This is a genomic window from Streptomyces sp. NBC_01267, assembly GCF_036241575.1.
GTDB lineage: Bacteria > Actinomycetota > Actinomycetes > Streptomycetales > Streptomycetaceae > Streptomyces.
In genome coordinates, this window is the sequence record NZ_CP108455.1 from 6,690,662 (window position 1) to 6,709,247 (window position 18,586).

36 protein-coding genes are annotated in these 18,586 nt (G+C 65.0%); all 36 read left to right on the forward strand.

Translation table 11 applies throughout. The features are described 5' to 3' along the window. The first annotated feature begins 11 nt into the window (after positions 1-11). The 36 genes from OG709_RS29890 (at position 12) to OG709_RS30065 (ending at position 18,326) form a co-directional block, all read left to right on the forward strand. Positions 12-602, forward strand: a complete 591-nt coding sequence (locus OG709_RS29890) for a hypothetical protein (RefSeq protein ID WP_329168304.1) — start codon at positions 12-14, stop codon at positions 600-602. A gap of 71 nt (positions 603-673) precedes the next feature. After that, positions 674-1,543 carry a GH25 family lysozyme gene (locus OG709_RS29895; RefSeq protein WP_329168306.1) on the forward strand — a complete coding sequence of 290 codons (870 nt, stop codon included), beginning with the start codon at positions 674-676 and terminating at the stop codon, positions 1,541-1,543. Positions 1,544-1,838: 295 nt separating this feature from the next. Then, on the forward strand, positions 1,839-3,941 hold the full coding sequence (locus OG709_RS29900; protein WP_329168308.1) for an SGNH/GDSL hydrolase family protein: 2,103 nt from the start codon (positions 1,839-1,841) through the stop codon (positions 3,939-3,941). A 74-nt stretch (positions 3,942-4,015) separates the two neighbouring features. Continuing rightward, on the forward strand, positions 4,016-4,609 hold the full coding sequence (locus OG709_RS29905; protein WP_329168309.1) for a deoxynucleotide monophosphate kinase family protein: 594 nt from the start codon (positions 4,016-4,018) through the stop codon (positions 4,607-4,609). 12 nt (positions 4,610-4,621) lie between these two features. Further along, positions 4,622-4,876 (forward strand): hypothetical protein, encoded by a 255-nt coding sequence (locus tag OG709_RS29910; RefSeq protein ID WP_329168311.1) that lies wholly within the window; start codon positions 4,622-4,624, stop codon positions 4,874-4,876. Positions 4,877-5,818: 942 nt separating this feature from the next. Next, on the forward strand, positions 5,819-6,574 hold the full coding sequence (locus tag OG709_RS29915) for a hypothetical protein (protein ID WP_329168313.1): 756 nt from the start codon (positions 5,819-5,821) through the stop codon (positions 6,572-6,574). Between the two features lie 244 nt (positions 6,575-6,818). Next, a complete protein-coding gene (locus OG709_RS29920; RefSeq protein ID WP_329168314.1) occupies positions 6,819-7,625 on the forward strand; it encodes a PD-(D/E)XK nuclease family protein in 807 nt (268 codons plus the stop codon). Further along, positions 7,622-8,134 (forward strand): hypothetical protein, encoded by a 513-nt coding sequence (locus OG709_RS29925; RefSeq protein WP_329168316.1) that lies wholly within the window; start codon positions 7,622-7,624, stop codon positions 8,132-8,134. The genes OG709_RS29920 and OG709_RS29925 overlap by 4 nt, the downstream gene beginning before the upstream one ends. Further along, positions 8,131-8,424, forward strand: a complete 294-nt coding sequence (locus OG709_RS29930) for a hypothetical protein (protein ID WP_329168318.1) — start codon at positions 8,131-8,133, stop codon at positions 8,422-8,424. The genes OG709_RS29925 and OG709_RS29930 overlap by 4 nt, the downstream gene beginning before the upstream one ends. A gap of 77 nt (positions 8,425-8,501) precedes the next feature. Then, positions 8,502-8,846, forward strand: coding sequence for a DUF7574 domain-containing protein (locus tag OG709_RS29935; RefSeq protein ID WP_329168319.1), 345 nt, complete (start codon positions 8,502-8,504; stop codon positions 8,844-8,846). Further along, a complete protein-coding gene (locus tag OG709_RS29940; protein ID WP_329168320.1) occupies positions 8,843-9,061 on the forward strand; it encodes a hypothetical protein in 219 nt (72 codons plus the stop codon). Before OG709_RS29935 ends, OG709_RS29940 begins: the two co-directional genes overlap by 4 nt. 163 nt (positions 9,062-9,224) lie before the next feature. Beyond that, positions 9,225-9,404 carry a hypothetical protein gene (locus OG709_RS29945; RefSeq protein WP_329168321.1) on the forward strand — a complete coding sequence of 60 codons (180 nt, stop codon included), beginning with the start codon at positions 9,225-9,227 and terminating at the stop codon, positions 9,402-9,404. Continuing rightward, positions 9,401-9,661 carry a hypothetical protein gene (locus OG709_RS29950; RefSeq protein ID WP_329168323.1) on the forward strand — a complete coding sequence of 87 codons (261 nt, stop codon included), beginning with the start codon at positions 9,401-9,403 and terminating at the stop codon, positions 9,659-9,661. Before OG709_RS29945 ends, OG709_RS29950 begins: the two co-directional genes overlap by 4 nt. Next, positions 9,658-10,038 carry a hypothetical protein gene (locus OG709_RS29955; protein WP_329168324.1) on the forward strand — a complete coding sequence of 127 codons (381 nt, stop codon included), beginning with the start codon at positions 9,658-9,660 and terminating at the stop codon, positions 10,036-10,038. Before OG709_RS29950 ends, OG709_RS29955 begins: the two co-directional genes overlap by 4 nt. After that, positions 10,035-10,517 (forward strand): hypothetical protein, encoded by a 483-nt coding sequence (locus OG709_RS29960; RefSeq protein WP_329168326.1) that lies wholly within the window; start codon positions 10,035-10,037, stop codon positions 10,515-10,517. The genes OG709_RS29955 and OG709_RS29960 overlap by 4 nt, the downstream gene beginning before the upstream one ends. Continuing rightward, positions 10,514-10,933 (forward strand): hypothetical protein, encoded by a 420-nt coding sequence (locus OG709_RS29965; protein ID WP_329168327.1) that lies wholly within the window; start codon positions 10,514-10,516, stop codon positions 10,931-10,933. Before OG709_RS29960 ends, OG709_RS29965 begins: the two co-directional genes overlap by 4 nt. Next, positions 10,930-11,151 (forward strand): hypothetical protein, encoded by a 222-nt coding sequence (locus OG709_RS29970; RefSeq protein ID WP_329168328.1) that lies wholly within the window; start codon positions 10,930-10,932, stop codon positions 11,149-11,151. Before OG709_RS29965 ends, OG709_RS29970 begins: the two co-directional genes overlap by 4 nt. Then, positions 11,148-11,468 carry a hypothetical protein gene (locus tag OG709_RS29975; RefSeq protein WP_329168330.1) on the forward strand — a complete coding sequence of 107 codons (321 nt, stop codon included), beginning with the start codon at positions 11,148-11,150 and terminating at the stop codon, positions 11,466-11,468. Before OG709_RS29970 ends, OG709_RS29975 begins: the two co-directional genes overlap by 4 nt. After that, the gene (locus OG709_RS29980; protein WP_329168332.1) at positions 11,465-11,647 is read left to right on the forward strand and encodes a hypothetical protein; all 183 of its coding nucleotides are present in this window, start codon (positions 11,465-11,467) and stop codon (positions 11,645-11,647) included. Before OG709_RS29975 ends, OG709_RS29980 begins: the two co-directional genes overlap by 4 nt. 79 nt (positions 11,648-11,726) lie before the next feature. Then, positions 11,727-11,927, forward strand: coding sequence for a hypothetical protein (locus OG709_RS29985; RefSeq protein WP_329168334.1), 201 nt, complete (start codon positions 11,727-11,729; stop codon positions 11,925-11,927). Then, positions 11,927-12,085, forward strand: coding sequence for a hypothetical protein (locus OG709_RS29990; RefSeq protein WP_329168335.1), 159 nt, complete (start codon positions 11,927-11,929; stop codon positions 12,083-12,085). Before OG709_RS29985 ends, OG709_RS29990 begins: the two co-directional genes overlap by 1 nt. Beyond that, positions 12,085-12,297, forward strand: a complete 213-nt coding sequence (locus OG709_RS29995; protein WP_329168337.1) for a hypothetical protein — start codon at positions 12,085-12,087, stop codon at positions 12,295-12,297. The genes OG709_RS29990 and OG709_RS29995 overlap by 1 nt, the downstream gene beginning before the upstream one ends. Next, a complete protein-coding gene (locus OG709_RS30000; RefSeq protein WP_329168339.1) occupies positions 12,294-12,971 on the forward strand; it encodes a DNA methylase in 678 nt (225 codons plus the stop codon). The genes OG709_RS29995 and OG709_RS30000 overlap by 4 nt, the downstream gene beginning before the upstream one ends. Further along, positions 12,968-13,381: a hypothetical protein gene (locus OG709_RS30005; RefSeq protein WP_329168340.1), complete on the forward strand. Its 414-nt coding sequence runs from the start codon at positions 12,968-12,970 to the stop codon at positions 13,379-13,381. The genes OG709_RS30000 and OG709_RS30005 overlap by 4 nt, the downstream gene beginning before the upstream one ends. Positions 13,382-13,418: 37 nt before the next feature. Continuing rightward, positions 13,419-13,976 (forward strand): hypothetical protein, encoded by a 558-nt coding sequence (locus OG709_RS30010; RefSeq protein WP_329168341.1) that lies wholly within the window; start codon positions 13,419-13,421, stop codon positions 13,974-13,976. A 110-nt stretch (positions 13,977-14,086) separates the two neighbouring features. Further along, positions 14,087-14,818, forward strand: coding sequence for a recombination directionality factor (locus OG709_RS30015; protein ID WP_329168342.1), 732 nt, complete (start codon positions 14,087-14,089; stop codon positions 14,816-14,818). Positions 14,819-14,916: 98 nt separating this feature from the next. Continuing rightward, entirely contained in the window at positions 14,917-15,186 is a 270-nt protein-coding gene (locus tag OG709_RS30020; RefSeq protein WP_329168343.1) for a hypothetical protein, read from the forward strand. A 9-nt stretch (positions 15,187-15,195) separates the two neighbouring features. Beyond that, positions 15,196-15,435 carry a hypothetical protein gene (locus OG709_RS30025; protein ID WP_329168344.1) on the forward strand — a complete coding sequence of 80 codons (240 nt, stop codon included), beginning with the start codon at positions 15,196-15,198 and terminating at the stop codon, positions 15,433-15,435. 66 nt (positions 15,436-15,501) lie between these two features. Further along, positions 15,502-16,263: a phiSA1p31-related protein gene (locus tag OG709_RS30030; RefSeq protein ID WP_329168345.1), complete on the forward strand. Its 762-nt coding sequence runs from the start codon at positions 15,502-15,504 to the stop codon at positions 16,261-16,263. Between the two features lie 73 nt (positions 16,264-16,336). Beyond that, entirely contained in the window at positions 16,337-16,750 is a 414-nt protein-coding gene (locus tag OG709_RS30035; RefSeq protein ID WP_329168347.1) for a hypothetical protein, read from the forward strand. Continuing rightward, positions 16,731-16,946 carry a hypothetical protein gene (locus OG709_RS30040; RefSeq protein ID WP_329168349.1) on the forward strand — a complete coding sequence of 72 codons (216 nt, stop codon included), beginning with the start codon at positions 16,731-16,733 and terminating at the stop codon, positions 16,944-16,946. Before OG709_RS30035 ends, OG709_RS30040 begins: the two co-directional genes overlap by 20 nt. Beyond that, a complete protein-coding gene (locus OG709_RS30045) occupies positions 16,946-17,248 on the forward strand; it encodes a hypothetical protein (RefSeq protein ID WP_329168350.1) in 303 nt (100 codons plus the stop codon). The genes OG709_RS30040 and OG709_RS30045 overlap by 1 nt, the downstream gene beginning before the upstream one ends. Continuing rightward, positions 17,245-17,391, forward strand: a complete 147-nt coding sequence (locus tag OG709_RS30050) for a hypothetical protein (protein ID WP_329168352.1) — start codon at positions 17,245-17,247, stop codon at positions 17,389-17,391. The genes OG709_RS30045 and OG709_RS30050 overlap by 4 nt, the downstream gene beginning before the upstream one ends. Next, positions 17,388-17,717, forward strand: coding sequence for a hypothetical protein (locus tag OG709_RS30055; RefSeq protein WP_329168354.1), 330 nt, complete (start codon positions 17,388-17,390; stop codon positions 17,715-17,717). Before OG709_RS30050 ends, OG709_RS30055 begins: the two co-directional genes overlap by 4 nt. Further along, complete coding sequence (locus OG709_RS30060; RefSeq protein WP_329168356.1) at positions 17,710-18,126, forward strand: hypothetical protein; 417 nt, start codon at positions 17,710-17,712, stop codon at positions 18,124-18,126. The genes OG709_RS30055 and OG709_RS30060 overlap by 8 nt, the downstream gene beginning before the upstream one ends. Next, a complete protein-coding gene (locus OG709_RS30065) occupies positions 18,123-18,326 on the forward strand; it encodes a hypothetical protein (protein ID WP_329168358.1) in 204 nt (67 codons plus the stop codon). Before OG709_RS30060 ends, OG709_RS30065 begins: the two co-directional genes overlap by 4 nt. Positions 18,327-18,586: the final 260 nt, after the last annotated feature.

The window sequence follows — 18,586 nt, forward strand, 5'->3', positions numbered from 1 at the left end:
GAGGAATCCCCTTGCCGAAGAATGACAACTATCTACAGAACGTCCCATACCCCGTTCTGTCCGACGCGCCGAACATCGAGACTGCCACCAGCGGCATCGTAAACAGCGTCGTTCCACTGACGAACATGACGTTCTCCAACTCCAACGCCCGAGCGGCTGCTGTTCCACGGCCCGTTGACGGAATGGAAACGTACCTTGTCGCCGAACAACGCAAAGAGGTCTACGTAAACGGCACTTGGCAGGAGGTAATCCGAGGAACGCTGGGATGGGCAAACGTGGCGCTTCCGTCTGGTTATCGCGCCTATGTCGGTTCCACAATCGGCCCGCGTGTTCGGCGAGTTGGACCCATCGTTTATCTGGAAGGGCGACTGGAGAAAACAAGCGGCAGCATAGCGGCGGCTGACAGCCTCACGATTGGGACTGTGCCGACCGCGTATCGGCCTGTTGGACACTACGCGGAGGGCTTTGTCACGTCGTCGAATGCGGGCGCCGGAACCCCGCTGGGACGCATTGAGGTGTGGCACACCGACGGCACTATCCGCCTGTGGACCGATAGGGCGACGCCGTGGGTCGGTTTCAGCGCCTGGTGGTTCGTCACCTGATAGACCCGCTCCCCATCACCGCAATCCGCCTCGCAGCGTCGGGGCTTTTCCTATGCCTTGGAGGCAGACAAATGACCGTTCACGGCCAGGACTGGGCGTCCTACCAGAGCAACACCCCTAGCACCAGCGGGCTCGACTTCGCGTTCATCAAGGCGACGGAGGGCACCAGCTACGTCAACCCGCGCATGGTGAGCCAGGCCGCGCACGCCCGCGCTGCGGGACTCGTGGTCGGCTTCTACCACTTCATCAAGCCAGGCAACATCAAGGGCCAGGCGAGCTACTTCGTGACCAAGGCGGTCAGCCAGGAGGGCGACCCGCTGTTCCTGGACTGGGAGACCAACGGGGTCAGCTCTGCCGACAAGGACACGTTCATCCGCGAGGTTCAGCGGCTCCGGCCAGCCCACCGCGTGGGGCTGTACTGCAACCAGGACTATTGGCTGCGCAAGGACACTTCTGGCTTCGCTGGTGACGCGCTCTGGATCGCGGACTACGTCACCGCCGGCAAGCCCCGCATCAAGTCGACGTGGACCTTCCATCAGTACACGAGCACCCCCGTGGACACCAACGTGGGGAACTTCGCCAACAAGGCGGCGCTCACGGCGTGGGCGACGAAGAGCACGGTGCCGAAGCCGCCTGCCAAGCCTGCTGCGCTCCCGAACGTCTCGCTCGCGGCCGTCGTCTACGGTGCCACACACAACGTGCAGGACGAGAAGAAGCACCCGGGCGGGGCCGCCTCCATCAAGCACGCTCAGGACGCGCTGATTGCCCGCGGACGCATCAAGAAGAGTCAGCTGTCCTATGGCATCTTCGACGTCCCCACCAAGACCGCCTATGCCGCTGAGCAGCGCGCGCAGGGCTACAAGGGCAAGGACGCTGACGGCGTTCCCGGCAAGGCGTCGCTGACCAAGCTCGGGTCCGGCCGCTTCAAGGTCGTGTCTTGAGCCCTGAAGTCCTCATTGCGGTGGTCACGGCAGCGTCAGTCATTGGCGCTGCCGTGATCGGGGCTGTTCCCGCGCTCCTCGCCTTCGCACGCCGCGCACGTGGCGCTGTGGAGGCGGAGGGAACAGCCACCCGCGATGCCTTGGACACACTGGGAGCCGCACTACACGCCCGCATCGAGGACGTGCGCACCGATGTGGATGGCGTCCGGGAGGGCGTGACACATGTCAGGGAATGGCAGGCGGCTCACGATGCCGAACACCTGCTTATTGGACGCCCGAGCAGAGGAGACACCGCATGACCATGCCCGCGGGCATTGCAACCGTGACCCTGACGGGGCGGTACATACACCCCGACGGCGCCCCGATGAAGGGCACCGTCACCATTACGTCGCCGGCACTGCTGACGCTCCCCGACGCCGACGTGTTCGCTCAGGGTTCCGCCACTGCCACGTTGGACACGACCGGGGCGTTCTCCGTGGTCTTGGTGGCCACCGACAACGCGGACGCACAGCCGTCGAACTGGCGCTACCAGGTGACGGAGAAGCTGACCGATGTACCGTCGCGCACGTACTACGTCGACCTCCCGCAGGCCACGCCAATGGTGAACCTGGCGGACATTGTTCCTGGGGATCCCGCGGCCGGTAACTACGTCCTGGTGGTCGGTCCCGCTGGGCCAGCGGGAAAGACGGTCCTGAGCGGCACTGGCACCCCGACGTCGACCGACGGTACGAACGGCGACTTCTGGATAGACACGTCTGTGTGGGCGATCTTCGGCCCGAAATCCGGCGGCGTCTGGCCCGCTGGACACTCACTTGGTGGCGGAGGCGGATCCCTGATCCAGTCCGTCAACGGGCAGACAGGTGTAGTGACGCTGGACGCCGAGGACGTTAGCGCTGACGCGGTCGGAGCAGCTGCAACCGCTCTGGGCGTCGCCACCACGTACACCGACAACGCAGTTGCCGCAGAGGTAACCGCACGGGGGACCGCCATCGCGGCGGAAGCTGCGCGCGCGGAAGCGGCGTACGCCCCGCTGGGATCCGGGCTGTCCAAAACGGGCAACCTGGTGGACGTCCCGGACAAGGCGACGGCCCGCACGAACCTGGGGCTGTCGACGTCGGCCACGAAGCCCACAGGAGCAACGTCAGGCACTCTCGCTGCTGGAGATGATGCCCGTATCGTGGGCGCGCTCTCCCGTTCGGAACTCCGGCGCAGGGACCTCCCTGACCCCATGGTTGTGAACGGGCTGTATGCAGGCGCCGTCACACAGACGCTGGCTCAGACGACTGCCCCGACCAGTGGCTATCTCAAGTACGCACCGCCCGGTGTGGCCTTGGCGGGCTCTGACGTGACCGGGACCTACACCTACGCCGGCGCAACGAACTTCATCATCGGCACCGTTGCGCCTGACCCGAGTTACGTTCTCCCGACGTCGCGCTTTCCGGGGACCTATGCCTCTGGGCAAGGGGCCTGGAGCGTCGAGTTCGGAACTGACGCGCAGGTGTTCCAGACGCGTTTCAAGTACATGAGTGCCAGGAGCGCTTACAGGCTGTCCATCGACGGCCGCAAGGTCACTGACGTACCCGTTACGTTCGGCTCCATGACCGGCGTCGGGGCCATCGGTGGCGGTCACATGCTGACGGTAGACATGGGCTCTGCTGCTCCTCGTCGTATACGGCTGGACGTCTACAACGTTCCGTGGGGCGGCGTCTACCTCCCACCTACGGCCGTCCAGTGGGCACCGTCTCTAGTCGGGCAGCGGTTCATGTACTTCGGAGACTCCATCGGAGATGGCTCCGACCAGAACGCGGGTGCAGGCATAGGCACCTGGGTTGACCGCTACGCGCGTCGGATGGGCTACACCGATGTGTGGCGGCAGGGTCGTGGCGGCACGGGCTACGTGACCCCGGGTGGCTTCGCAACTCTGCCGTCCCGCGTGGCTGCTGACGTCATCCCCTACGCGCCGGATGAGATCCTCATTGCGGCGGGGTACAACGACACGGGCGCTGTGCAGTCGGACATTGCGACGGCCGCTGACGGCATGTTCGCAGCCATCAAGGCGGGACTGCCGAACTGCCGCGTGATCGTGATTGGTTGCTGGAGCCCGCTCGGTACGCCGGCAGGGTCGCAGGTGGCGACGGACGAGACGATCCGACTTCGCGCCGCAGCAGCAGGGTTCCCGTTCATCAGCACGCAGACCGGCACCGTCTACGACCGCACGGGCGCGCTCGTCGCATCACAGGGCCAGTGGATCACAGGGTCGGGCAACATATCCGCGCCGTCCGGGGCTGGCAATGCTGACCTTTACGTCGGTGCCGACGGCGTGCACCAGACGGACGCAGGGGCGGCCTACTACTCCTCCAGGGTCTACGCCGCTCGGGTCGCGCTGATGGCTCAGTAAACGTCGCATCTGACATCTGCCTCCGACCGACCCATAACCCCACTGTCAAAGTCATCAACAGTGAGGGGTCGGCCATGGGGAACATCGGCATCATCGGCAGGGCACGCGTTGGCAAGGACACCGCCGGCCAGTGGCTGATCGACAACCGCGGGTATCGACGCGTGTCCTTCGCGGACCCGCTGAAGGAAGCGGCGTTGAAGCTGGATCCGATCGTCTGGACGTCGTCCTCCGGGCTCGACGTCGAGCGAATGCGGGAGACTGTGGCGCGCGACGGGTGGGAGCTGGCCAAGGAGGAGCCGGAGGTCCGCCGCATCCTTCAGGAACTGGGCTCCTCCATCCGCGCCATCGACCCGGACTTCTGGCTCCGGACGGCTCTGGCAAAGGTGACGGCCGCGAACGAGGACGGCGTACCAGTCGTCATCACGGACGTCAGGTACCCCAATGAGGCGGCATCGCTGAAGGCCGCTGGCTTCCATCTCGTCTACATCGAGCGACCTGACGTCCCGAAGCTGGACCACGAGTCGGAGGGCGCTCTGACGGCGGAGGATGCGCATTTCACCATCTGGAACGACATGTCACTGGCCGACTTCCACACCGACGTGGAGAACGTCGCAAACACCGTCTACGCGCGGGAGTCCCGCAAGCACTACGCCCGATCCCTCTCATAACGAAAGGCACTCATGAAGATAGTCACCAAGCTGAAGAATCTGGTCAACCATCTGTCGCTGAAGGCGTTCATCGCCCTCCAGGTCTACGCCAAGGCGGAGCCGGTCCGCTCCAGGTCCGCCCTCGTCTCCGTCATCCTCGCGGCTGGCGTGCTCGTCCCCGCCCTGGCTGACGAGCACCTGGCGGAGTCCATCGCCGGCGTGGTTGCCGTGGCGCTCCCGCTGCTGGCGGGGGAGTCGGCCAGGAAGCGCGTCCAGCCCGTCAAGTAACCCATCAGCCCCCGGTCTCTTCGGAGCCGGGGGCTTTTGTGTTTCGAATGTGTAAACCTTTGGCCCAAGCTCCACGGCTCTGGCATCTCCGCAACTTCTGCCCCGCCCTCCCTGACCTGGGACGGCGGGGCTTTTTGCGTTATGGCGGTCTACGGCCGGAACCGTAAGGCACCTTACGGTCGTGTTGTGGCGACTGCCATACGTCGGTATTCTCCCGATCATGCCGACCTCACCAGGCCCCCTTCTGTCCGCCCTTGACGACCTATGGGCAGACGTGCGTCGAGACGTACCCGAGCTGCCTGACGTCCACATCACGCTAGCCCCGACGCCCCTTACGTCATCGCACGGCCCGGAGCGTTGGACGTGGGAAGGGGAGGGCGTAGCTGCCGGTCTCGTGGTCAATGCGGAGCTGATGACGCTCGGGCCTGATGCTGTCCTCACGTGGGTACTCCATGACGCCGCGCACCTTCTCTCCTGGATCCGCGGAGACAAGGACACGACGATGAGAGGCGCGTACCACAACCAAACGTTTCTCACGACGGCCGAAGAGACCGGGCTGACGTGGCCAGCGGACGCCGAGCGGTCTCCTGGGCGCGGGTTCCACAATCCGCGGATGTCCGACGAGGCCACCGCCAGGTACGCCGGCCACCTGAAGTCCCTGGCCACCGCCATCCCCCTGGTACTTCCGCATCTGACAACCCCGGAAACGAAGACAGCGAGCCGTGTGCACGCTTTGACGATGGTCTGCGGGGGCTGCACCCCGCCCCGGAAAATGCGCATGTACCCGACGATCGCGGGGCTCGGTCCTGTCATCTGTGGCGTATGCGGAACGGAGTTCACGGCCACGTGACGAAGAGGAGCCACTCTGGCTCAGGTATGGTCTAGCCCATCGAAGGCACTTGCGCTAGTGTGCCGAGACCGACCCCACCGAGAGGCCCCACGATGAGCCGCAAAGATGTTGACATCCGGCCCGAGATGGGGCTACCTGACGTCGACGTGGACAGCCTGCCGTCGATCCAGCTGGAAGAGCTGGCGGGGGAGTCGGAAGCAGAGTTGGTAGCGCGTGGCGTTGCGTACGTCAGGGAATTTGAGGACATCCGGAACAAACCCACCATCCTTCTCCGGAACATTGCTGCCGTTACGGTCGCCCTGCGCCTGAAGTACGACGACCCCGGGGGTAAGAGCTACGGCTACCGCCAAGCGGTGGCGGGGATGTACCGCACTGCGGGGATCCCGGCGGACTCCGAGTCGGGCACGCCGGCTGCCGTCAGGTGGCACGCGGGCAACCTTCTCCGTAAGACCCTGACGACTCGGGAGCTGCGTGCGACTGGGCTACTGGAGACGTCTCCCAGCGAGCGGGAGTCGGACAGGCGCGCACTCAATGGCGCCATCATCAAGTCGAGCCGTGCCAGCGACGAGGTGGCGACGTCTACCCCTCGTGTGTCGAAGGGCAAGGGGAAGTCGACGCAGTCCGCAGAGGTGGTGCCCGAGCAGCGTGGCCACCCGGTCAAAGCCACAGCGGACCATCTCCGCCTCGCTCGCACGGTGGGGACCGTTCTGGGGCAACTCGACACAGACGTCATCGATCGTCACATGACGGATGGGCAGCGGGCAGCGCTCGATGCAGAACTGGCCGACATGCAGGCGAAGCTGACCAAGCTGCGTCGTCACAGCCGTAAGCGCAGGTCGAAGGACTGACCACCTCCTGACGTCAGCGTGCGACCTCCTCCGCCCTGTGCAGAAATGCAGAACTGGACCCCTTTTTCTAAACCCCTTAGAGACTCTCTAGAGGGTTTAGAAAAAGGGGTCCAGTTCTGCATTTCTGCACGCACGGCTGTCCGGGGGAGGGCGGCAGAAGATCTTCAAAATCCCATCTGACATCCACCTCGCTCCGACCCATAACCCCTATGTAAGGGAAGCGCGGCAACGAGGTGGAGACAGCATGGGTGACGGGGTACAGACGCTGAAGCGTGGCGGGTCGAGGTTCTACATCGACCCGAACGACGCACACATCAAGGTCCCGGGCGTGACGAGTGTTTGCGGGATGGCGCCAAAGGACTTCCTGACGTACTGGAACGCGAAGCTGGTCGCTGAGACGGCCGTAGAGCACCGGGACACGGTCCTGAAGCTGGCGGAGCGGGATCCTGCGGGAGCCGTTGACTATCTGAAGGGCGCACCGCGCCGCTACACGAAGGCTGCGAGTGACCTGGGGTCGGCGGCTCACGACATGTTCGAGCGTCAGGCCCGGGGCGACGTCATCAACCCGCGGCACGTACACGCGGACATCAAGCCGCACGTCCAATGGTTCGACGAGTTCCTCCAGGAGGTTCAGCCTGAGTTCCTCCACCTGGAGGAGACGGTCTGGAGCGACGATCACCAGTACGCCGGATCGTTCGACGCCATCGCCAAGGTAGATGGTGAGGTCGTGATCATCGACTGGAAGACGTCGAAGGCCGTCTACGACTCGGTGGCCCTCCAGCTGAGCGCCTATCGCTACGCCAATCGGATCGTGCTGGCGGAGACCGGGGGATCCGTCGACGTCCCCGCCCTGGCCGGCGGCGCAGTCCTTCATGTCCGCCCGGAGGGCTGGCAGTTCGTCCCGGTCGAGTGCGGGCCGGAGGTGTTCCGTGCGTTCCTTGCGCTACGCGAAGTCTTCGACTGGGAGCGCGAAGGAAAGAAGCACGTTGTAGGCCGGGCTATCGCCAAGGGTGGCGAGGCGCAGACTGGGACTCAGAGGCGGGCGGCATGAGACTGACAGAACTCACCCAAGCGTTCAGCGAAGCTGAGGCCGCTCATCCTGAACACCGCTATCTGCTCGGCAAGTTGCAGCGTGCAGCTCTGGACGTCGCGTTCGCCGAGAAGGCCCGTGGAGGCGAAGCCCGCCAGGTCGTCACTGACGTTGCCCGGATCCTCGGGACCGACATCAACAGCGGCCCGGGGCACCGTTGGGACGCCGACCATATGCGGCGGGTGGTGTCCGCAGCGGAGGAGCTGAAGGGGAGAGCAGCCGCAGCCAACGAGTGGAAGGCCCTGGCGGAGAAGCACGACGGGTCGAACGGCCCACTCCGCGCCGACCTCCGCCGAACCTCCAGCGAGCTGAGCTACGCCCAGAGCGATTTGCGCTCAGCGCAGGCCGCAGCGGTCCGCCTTCGTGAAGCACTGGAGGCGCGCGTCGATGACTCCGACGTCGACGAACTGAAGGCCACCATCGTCAGCCAGGCGCGGGAGATCGCGCGACTGAAGGGGGAGAGCGCATGAACGATGAGCGTTGCGGCGCGTGGCGCGGATGCACGCTACCTGCCGCGCACAACATGGGCCGCGCGGACATCCCGGAGAATCATCAGCCGCCCACCGTGGCAACGGTGATCCTTTTCAAGCCCAGCGGGAAGTATTACACAACGGATGAGTGGCGGATCCCCGCTGACGCCATCGGCCCGTTCGACATGAAGGACAGCCCCGACTTTCGCCGCATCAGTGGGGGGGCGGTGCTCGTCGAGACGCAGGAGCCGTGGGGTTACCCCCAGCTGTTTCCGGGCGACAGCGCCTGAGTCACAAGTAGCGCGAGTCACACACGGGGGCGTCCACACCGGGCGCCCCCGCTTCGGCATGCGACGAGGAGAGAAGCATGGGATACGGCGACGATGACGTCTACTGCTCACCGGAGAAGTTCGGACTGACGTCCGTGGGTGAACTGTCCGCGGATCTGTACTACGAGTTCAGCGTCCTGGCGGTGTGGCAGCGAGCGGAGGACGGCGTCCTGTTCTGGGCGACCGACTCCGGGTGCTCCTGCCCGTCCCCCTTCGAGAACCACGGGTCGGTTAACGACCTCCAGCGCATCGACGACGTCACGGCGTTCGTTCGCGAGGTGCGCTCGTGGGCGACCGGTGAAGAGATCCAGCGCGACGACGTGGAGCGGCTCGTCCGCAAGGTCCGCCGGCTGGCGAAGAAGATCGTGGAGACCGCAGCATGAGTGACACGGCACCTACATCAGGCACTGACGTACTCAGCAGCTGTGTCATAGCGCTGGTAACCCTGGCGATCAAGTCGTGGTTCCTCATGCTCCTACTCGGCGCGCTGCACGGGATGTACGCGTCCGTGCCGGCGGTGGGCTACGGCACGGCAGTGCTGCTGGTCGGTGGTCTGGCCATGGTCACTACGACGATTCGACGGGTGGTTTTCAGATGAGCGACGAGCGTTCTCCCGACTACTGCCACACCCACGGCTGCATGAGCGGTCAGTGTCCCGGACCGCACTAGAACCGTAAGGCGCCTTACGGACCACCTCTGCCCCCGGCTGCTTCGGCACCGGGGGCTTTGGCGTGCAACCACACAGCAGAGGAGAGCTGACCATGAAGCACTCATCCACAACCATCCACACCGCCGACGGCTCGTCGGTGACCGTTCGCCAGCGTGGGATCGCATACGACCTGGAGACCCGCAACGCGCTAGGGGAGACGATCAGCACGGTGCAGATGTCCCGCCGCGACTTCGTCGCGCTGCTGGCGGAGATGGACGAGGTGGCAGCGTGAGCGCGCTGGAGCACATCACGACCTACATCCTGGCCCACTACGCCGACGACAACCCGGCATACGTGCGGCGCATCATGCCGCAGTTGGAAGCGGAGGCGCAGGAGCTGTACGACGTCGTTGCGCGGGAGTTGGCAGAGAAGGTACGCGCCCACACAGCCGCCGGGTACCCGCAGGTCTCGGCGCACATGAGCTACGACTACGCCGCCGGCTGGCGTCACGGCCGGGAGACAGCAGCGCGAGAGGCGGAGGGGCAGTGAGCGACGACAGGCGAGAGCGATACGCAGCCGTGCAGGCCGCGGACGATGCCAGACGAGCGCGCTACGCGTGTGCAGCACGTTCGGCGCTCGAAGCGTTCATCAAGCACCCATACAGCGCGGGCACAGTGACTGATATCGCCAACGCCGTGGTGCCCGTAGCTGATGAGGAGATCCAGCGCTCTCACGACCAGTTGTTCAGCCGGTACGCGGCGAAGATCCTCATCGTGGAGCAGGCGCACGACGAGGCTGTGCGGGAGGTCAACAGGCTCCGAACCACCATCCGACGCGCAACGGACGTGCTCACCGAGTGGTACGGGACGTCAGACGCGGATGCGCTGTGGTCGGCAATCAGCGAGGCACTGGGGGAGACAGCATGACCGATGACAGGCGAGAGCGATACGCAGCAGCAATCCTTGATGCACTTGCCCAGGACACATCGCGCGGCCCTAACTGGGGTGAAGCTGCTGACGCTGCCATGGCCGTAGCTGATGAGGAGCTAGCGTCACAGAAGCACTCCATGGGGGAAGAGTGGGCCAAGGCGTACGCAGAGGCCGCTAGCTTGAGCACCGAACTGGCGGAGGTTCGCGGCCTCTACTACGACGTGGTACAGGACCGGAACGCGTACTACACGCAGGCGCGGAACTTTCGTGCCGACAACGCCCGTCTTGCTGAGGAGAACGCCCGTCTCCGCGCTGAGCTGTCTCAGGTATCCGCCGACGCGCTGTCCACGGAGACTCAGGCCGCTGAGCTGTCCGCCACCATCGAGCGAGTACGCGCGGAGTCGGACAAGCTCCCCGGCGCACAGTGGCTGCATGGTCCGTCCATCCGCGAGGCACTGAACGGGGAGAGCGCATGAGCGACGACCGGCGAGAGCGGTACGCGGCAGCACTGTGCAAGGCAGACTGCCACGACTGGGCAGAGATCAAGGCTCTGTACCCACACGACGTGTCGGAGTACTTCCGCCAGGCTGACGCTGCCATGGCCGTAGCGGACGCTGAACACCGGAGCGCCGTGGCGTTCCTGGGCATGGTGGAACCGACGTGCACAGCACTGCTGCTGCGGGCCGTAGAACAGCCCATGCGGTACGAGATCAATCGTCTCCGCGCTGAGCTGGAGACTATCCGGGGCCACTACCACCGCGCAGTGACTGACCGGAACACGCACTACGCCACCATCGAGCGTGTCCGTGCGGTGCTTGACGACACAGAGCGCCGTGGATGGAAAACGGCCATGATCCCGGACATCCGCGCCGCACTGGAGGAGACGTCATGAGCGCCCGAGAAGAACTCTTTGAGTCGCTGATGCCTGCGTACCGGTCGCAGTACGCCCCTGGCGAAGAGGAGTCCAGGAACGCCATGTTGGACGCCTACCGCGCAGAGATCCGGCACGAAGCAGCGGAGGAGATCCGGGCCAACGTGGACATGAAGGGTGCTGACCTGGCGGACGCGTCCGATGCCGCTGATCTCATCGACCCGGAGGTACAGACATGAACTCCTTCGACATCGCACAGGCCCGCGTACTCGCTGACGTCAAGCGTGAGCGCGACGCACAGGATGCGATCTTCGGGGTGCAGGATCTGCCGGACGGGACGGGCGGCCCACTTTACGAATGCATGGCGAACACCGTGCGGCAGGAGTGTGACCGTGCGTTCGAGGTCGGCAGAGGCACCTTTGGGGACGTCTTCCTGGAAGAGGTCTACGAAGCCATGGCCGAGACCGACCCCGCCAAGCTCCGCGCCGAGCTGATCCAGGTTGTAGCGGTCGGCGTGAAGTGGATCGAAGCCATTGACCGGCGGGCCGCGGAGTGACCGCCATCGACGCCGGCGAACCGTCGCCGGAAGTCAACGTCCTAGAGCGCGCCATGGACCGGGCGGAGATCTTCCGGGCCGCGCACAGGCTGGTGACAGATCTCGATTGGGGCTCCTACACCGTGGACGTCCCCGACGTCGCGAGGGTCGCTGAGTTCCTGGCGGGGGAGTGGGCGTGATCCGCGCACGCATCGTCAAGTACATCGTCAAGCGGCGGGAAGAGCGCCGCTGGCTGCGGGACATCAAGGAGGAGAGCTGATGGAGAACCCCGATACGGGCGGCTGGGGCCTGACGTCGAGCTACAGCGACCCGGGGACGCTGTGTCTTTACGCCGACGAAGGCGGCATGGACATCGTGTACAACGACAACCCACTCACGGTGTCGCAGCTGCGTGCGCTGGCGAACGTACTGAACCAGGCGGCTGCCGACCTGGCCGCGGACCTGACGGAGGAGAACTGATGGCAGAGATCAAGAGCACCGGCACGGTCGTAGTCGAGTTCAGCGTGGCGGAGCTGGCCGTGGTCCGGCGTGCGCTGTATCTGGTGGACAGCTTCGGCACCACCGACGACGAGCGACCCGCGCGTGAGCTTCTGGCCGACCTGGACGAGGTGTCCTGATGTTCGGGAAGCAGGAACCAACGTACAGCGAGCAGCGCGAAGCACTGGCGCAGCTCCTCATGGACAACCAGGACGTCAACATCACTCCCGTCTTCGACGCCGCAGACGGTATGCGTGCCGACCTTCTGGCCCGCGGGTGGTCGGCGGAGATCGCGGAATACCTGGCTGCTGCCTGGCTGTCGGCCATGCTGGCGAAGATGGGGGCAGCGTGAAGAAGCCTAGGATCCTGGATCTGTTCTGCTGCGCAGGGGGCGCCGGAGTCGGGTACGCCCGCGCTGGCTTCGACGTGGTGGGCGTGGACATTGTTGACCGTCCACGGTATCCGTTCGAGTTCTTCCAGGCTGACGCGCTGGAGGTTCTGCGCGATGTCAGCTACCTGAGGACGTTCAGTGCGGTCCACATGTCTCCGCCATGCCAGGCAAAGTGTGCTCTGACGAAGGGGACCAACGCCAAGTTGGCAAGCCGGTACGTGGACCTGTATCCGATTGTCGCCCCGTTGCTGTACGCAGCTGGCGTACCGGGCGTCATCGAGAATCCCGAGGCGCGGGCAGACGTCGTGCTGTGCGGGGAGATGTTCGGGCTGGGAGTGCTCCGCCACCGGCGCGTGGAGTTGGTCAACTGGTCTGCGGCGAAGCCGAAGCACGTCAAGCACCGGGGCAGAGTCCGCGGATTCCGTCACGGCAAGTGGTACGACGGCCCATACGTCGCTGCCTACGGAGCTGGAGGCGGTAAGGCGTCTGTCCCGGAAATGCAACAAGCCATGGGCATCACATGGACCGATGTCCGAGAAGAGCTTACGGAGGCTATCCCGCCGGCGTACACGGCGTGGGTCGGAGAGCGGCTCAGTGCGCATGTCGTGGCCGGACAACTGGAGGAGGCGGCGTGAGGCGACGCGGGCACGAGCGCACTGAACTCAAGTGCGTCTCGTGTGGTTGGCACAAGCCGCCGGACGACTTCCGCGAGATGCCGTGGCACGGGCGGGCAGCGTCCTGCATCCGGTGCGAGACGTTCCCCGGTCCCGACGGCCGTTCACTCTGGCAGATCGAGCACGACGAGCGTACTCACTGGGACCTCGTCCAGGCGCGGGAGAAGCTGCGCATGTGGCAGCGGTACGCATCGTGGCTGAAGGGCGGCGGGCACTATCGGCATTGCTACGTCATGGGGATGGGACAGCCCCCAAGCACGGCTGTACGTCCCTGGGAGCGCGTCATGGAGGCGCGCCGAAGGAAGTGGGCGCCACTCGTCGAAGAGGCGCTGCACAAGGCACACACGCTGTCGGAAGAGGACTTCAGATGACCAACCCACTCCCCGGAGACCTCTGGAGGCTGATCAAGTGAGCGACTACGGACGCATGATGCAGGCGAAGGCCGACGAGCTGGCCGAGTCGCACATGGGGGGTGGCGTGTACGGAGGTACGGAGTTGCACAAGGGCCGTGCAGAGGAATGCCCCGGCCCCGACTGTGGGCCGTGTGACGTCGACGAGTACGACCGAGATGAGCGCATCGAGGCGCTCTACCAGGGGTGGGGAGCGCGTGAGATGGCAGAGCGCATCGTCCACCTGGAGGACGAGCTAGGTGCGGACGTCGACGGCCTCTGCACCGGCATGCACGCTGATGTGGCGGAGGCACAGGCGGAAATCGAACGGCTGACTGGACTACTCGTCTCCAGGAGGGCCGACAACACCGCGGACTGGACTGCCGTTCGGGCAATCCAGCTCATGAACGAGGCAGGGTTGCAGCGCGACCGCTATCGCCTGGCGTGGCTCTCTGCGCGTCGACGTGCCGCGGACGAGGCCAACCATGCCGCGGAGGCGCTGGAGTGGTACCGCGACGAGGTCTCTCGCCTGCGCGCGGAGCTGGAGCACCGTAAGGCGCCTTACGGACCTTCGTAGAACTCGTGGAAATTCGCGTCTGACATCCACCCCGCTCCGACCCATAACAACAGTAGCGGCGGAGACAGCAGCCGCCGAGACGCACGAACATCTACGAAAGGCACTCACACATGGCGAACAACCTCGTGAGCATCTGGGAGACCGACCCCGACAGCAAGCCGAAGGAGCGGCGCCAGTTCAGTGACGACGTCGTGGGGCGCTTCCGCTCCGGCCGACTGGTCGGCAAGCAGCCGGAGTCGCTGAACGAATGGCGGGTCACCACTGGTGACCCCGTCGTGGCCGCGAAGGTCACCGAGTTGTTCGGCGGCGTCGCGGAGTCGTGGGAGACCGACAAGGAAGACAACCTGGAGATCCTCACCGACGCGAAGTCGGTAGAGATCATCATCGAGTCGAGCGACAAGATCGACGCTTCGATGAAGCTCTTCGGCAACACGGGCCTGATCCACCACTGCGACGGCGTCAAGTTCCTGTCGCCCGACGAGGACAAGGGCGAGGCGTGTGGCTGCCCTCCGCTCCTCCAGGACCGCAAGGACAAGGCGAAGAGCGGCCGTGGACCGAAGCCGTCCATCGACGTCACGTTCAAGCTGGCGGCGTCTCCGGAGTCGGGCATCTTCCGCTTCAACACGGGCAGTTGGAGCTTCGTCAACACGCTCCACACCGTCATCCGCGACGTCGACGAGTACGCCGGCCCGGTGCGCGCGTTGCTTGCGATCGAGCACGTGGAGTACACCACGAAGGCCGGTCGCGACGTCGCGTACAACATGCCGACGATCACCGTGACTGGCGCCTACGAGGCCGCGCAGACCGACGACGAGCCCGCGTGGCTGGCGAAGGCTGCCTGACCCATCTGCTTCACCGCACAGCAGCACGCAGCCCCCTCCGAATTGAGGTCGGAGGGGGCTGCGCATTCACGAGCATACGCACTCATGGAGGAGAGAGCATGAGCAAGGCCCGGCTAACAGATTTCACTGGTGCGGAGATCCGCGCAGGGAAGGTCATCGCCTACCCGACACGACAGGGCAACGTCGTACGCAACTCCGAGGCGATCGTCCTGGAGACGATGAGCGACAAGAGCACCGGCCGCGTGGTCCCCATGCTGCGAGTGCAGCCGACGGGCCGCGATAGCGGTTTCATCGCGCGCTCGACCGTGACCCCGCAGACCATCGCCACCACCCATGTCGTCGTCCTTGGCGACGCTCCCGACGCGTAAGGAACTCGCATGGCTCTGTACGACGTAACCCGTAACGACGAGGTACAGCCCGGAGAGTTCGTCAGTGCGTTCGTCATCGCAGCTGGAACCGCCCGCGCCCGCAAGGCAGTTGCCCACATGGGCGGCGTGAGGGCGGACGGCAGCAACGTGACCGCCACCGTGCGGAGCACGGCTGAGCGGCCGGCCGTGCTGTCGGTGTACTGGGATGAGCGCGAGGAGGAGCCGACGCCCATCCCGGACTACTTCTGACCCACCACGGCCCCCGCACATCGACGATGCGGGGGCCTTCCGCTTGGCAATCACGGAGGAGAGAGCGTGGCAGAGTTCAAGGTGGGGGACAAGGTACGGGTCCTGGCCGGCGGCGAAGGCGTCGTTACCTACGGGCCGGTGAACAGCACCTTCGACACCTACAAGATGTACATCGTCAAGCAGGAGGGCGACGATGAGCGGGCGTTCAAGAGCAGCGATCTGGAGCAGCTGCCCGCGTTCGCCGTGGGCGACAAGGTGACGTCGACGTCGTCGTTCGAGTCCGGTCGAGGGGAGTCTGAGATCGTCGCGGGCCCTTTCATGGGTCGTCACAGTGGTCAGACGTTCTGGGTGACCACCGGCAGCGACGGTAAGCATGCCGCCCCGCTGGAGGACACCCTCACCAAGGTTGCAGAGCCCGCCCTCGTCCCAGTCGGCACCCGCGCGCGGATCGACCGGGCGAAGTGGGCGGAATCGGTCCATGGGGAGATCGGGGTTGTCCAGAGCAACACCGAGACATGGCGCGGAAGTCGGGGCGACGTCCACCCCTACCGCGTGCGTCTTGACGATGACTCCACCTTCCACGTCGCGGAGCTCACCCCGGTCGACGACGAGCCGGCCGATGGCTTCGAGTACAACGGCGAGACCTACGAGTACGGCGTGCTGTACCGGGACCGCGAAGGCGACCGCTTCGAGTTCGACTCCGTGCTGTTCACCGATGGCACCAACACCCCTCGCGGGCGACTCACATTCGCCGACGGCACGCGGGGCTACTGGAGCTGGGGCTTGGCCGAAGTCGTCAACGGCTACGGCCCCCTGAAGAAGATCTGACGCAACACCCTCGCCCCCGGCGCCCACGTGGCCCGGGGGCTGAGTGCGTAGGAGTCCGAGCAGAGGAGAGATCGTGGACCGAGAAGACATCAAGGAAGCAGCCGTTAGCGCTATTCAGTATGTGCTCGATGGGGACCACTCCTCGGCGATGCGCATCGTGCGGGACCTGTTGGACACCGGGGACCCGCGAGCTGTGTACGGGGCCTGCGGCGCTTGGGCCGGATCGGGCGAAGTTGCCTTGGAGGCTACGGACGGTAAGCGTGCAGCGGGTGACTGGACGCTTTTCGATATCCACCCCTCTGGATTGGCCGGCACCGCCGAAGAGACCTTCGGACTTCGGTTCGTTACGGCCTACTGCAACGCCGACTGGCCTACGACGGCCGCCTTGTTCAATGCAGCTAGTAGCGCTGGCGGAAAGCAGTTCCAGCGTTCGGTAGTGGCTGTGCTTGCGGTAGGAGCGGAGCTTAATGCGCGAGTCACCCGGTAAAGGAGGCGGCGCCATCCACGTCATCGACGACGCCAACGCCCCCGCGCTGGGGGACATCCGCGGTGCCGGCCCGGATGACTGCATCTACATACGCCCCGCAGCGACGAGCCGGAAGGATTTCAGCAAGTACTGGGAAGCCGCGGGCGTGGCGCTCGCCCGCGGGGCGTTCGTGAGTGTGCTGACGAGGGAGAGCTAATGGCAACGCGAGAGTTCACACCTGACGAGCTGGAGGCGCTGGGCATCCCCTACGAGTGGGACGCCGAGCATCCCGCCGAGCGTCTCTCGGAAGAGCAGATAGACACACGTAGGTGGGTGTCAGTACACGAGGTGGTGTTCCGGGCGCCGGATGACGGCAAGGCATGGGCGGTGTGTTACGTCCGGGGACTCACAGAGTCACAGGATGACACCGACCCGTGGGAGTACGAAGGGTCCGTGATCACGGCCACGGAGATGGAGCCGCATGAAGTGACCGTGACGGAGTGGCGGGTGGTCGAGTGACTCCCGCACCCATCCGCGAGCCCAACACCCGCATCGTCCGCGCGTGGCCGGACACAGAGCCCGTGGAGTTCGACAAGCCACGCTGTGTGTACGCCTCGTGGGGCTGGCTTACGGAGGAGTTCATGAGAGAGGTGGAGCAGTGAGCGCGAGAGAGTTCCTGGACTGCGACGGTGACACCTGGACGGAGTTCGAGCCCGGACAACTGCGGCTGACGAAGCGGTCGAATGGTTCGACGTTGTGCCTTGGGACAGCAGACAGCGTTGAATCCGTCCGTGACGAACACGGGCCGCTCACGGAGATCCGCCCCGACGTCGACGCCCGCGCACTTCTGGCCGGAGCGTTCGAAGACCTGTCGGAATGGATGAGCGCGTACATCCCCAGTGGGGCGCCACTCAAGGACGTGCAGCCCTACATACGCCTGGCGGACGCTGCGGAGCACATCGCGGCCTCTCTTCGGGAAGGTGAGTGAAACGGCTAACCCTTCGAAGGCTAAGGGCACCGCGTGGGAATCCGCCTGGACCGCCTACGTGCGCGATCACCACAATCCCGCGGCCCATCGGAACGTCCAGATGGGCCGTCTCGACATCGGGGACGTGAGCGGCTACTACCTCCACGCGTCGGAGCTGAAGGCCGAGAAGACCATCACCCTCTCCGACTACATTGCGCAGGCCAACCGCGAGGCGGTGAACGCCGGCGAGCCCTTCGGATGCGCGGTAGTCAAGCGGCGCATGAAGGGCGTTGCTGACGGCTACGTCGTGCGCGACGTGGCGACGGATGTGCGGCTGATGAACCGGATGCAGGAGATGGAAGGGGCGTTGCAGGACGTTGCCTTCGACCGCTGGTACGCACTCGACAAGCAGCACAGGGAGGCACCGTGAAGAAGGCAGTGATCGAGTTCTCAGGCACGCTGACCATCTACCCCGACGGCGACGAGTACGAGGGTGAGGGGATGTCTCTCGAAGACGCCCGCGGGTGGGTCTGGCACGCCATGGAGCGCGGTGACAAGCACGCCGGGAACTACCTCACGTCCGCCGGCGCCGACAGGGTCACCTTCGAGGAGTACGACGAAGACGAGTAGCTAACACAAGACACTCGGGCTAGGCCCTCATCTCTCCGGAGGTGGGGGCCTTTCGGCGTAGGACCACAACGAGGGGAGAGACCGAATGCGAAGCCGGTTCGATCCGTACAACGATGAGCTGTGGAATTGCTGGTGCCTGGTGTGCATGGCTCTCGCTAGTGCCCACGCCCGCCACATACCGAGCGCCTTGGACGCAGCATCTGAAGCTCTCTTCGAAGCGCTGGAGTCCGGCACTCACGTTCACGAGGGTCCGCACGTAT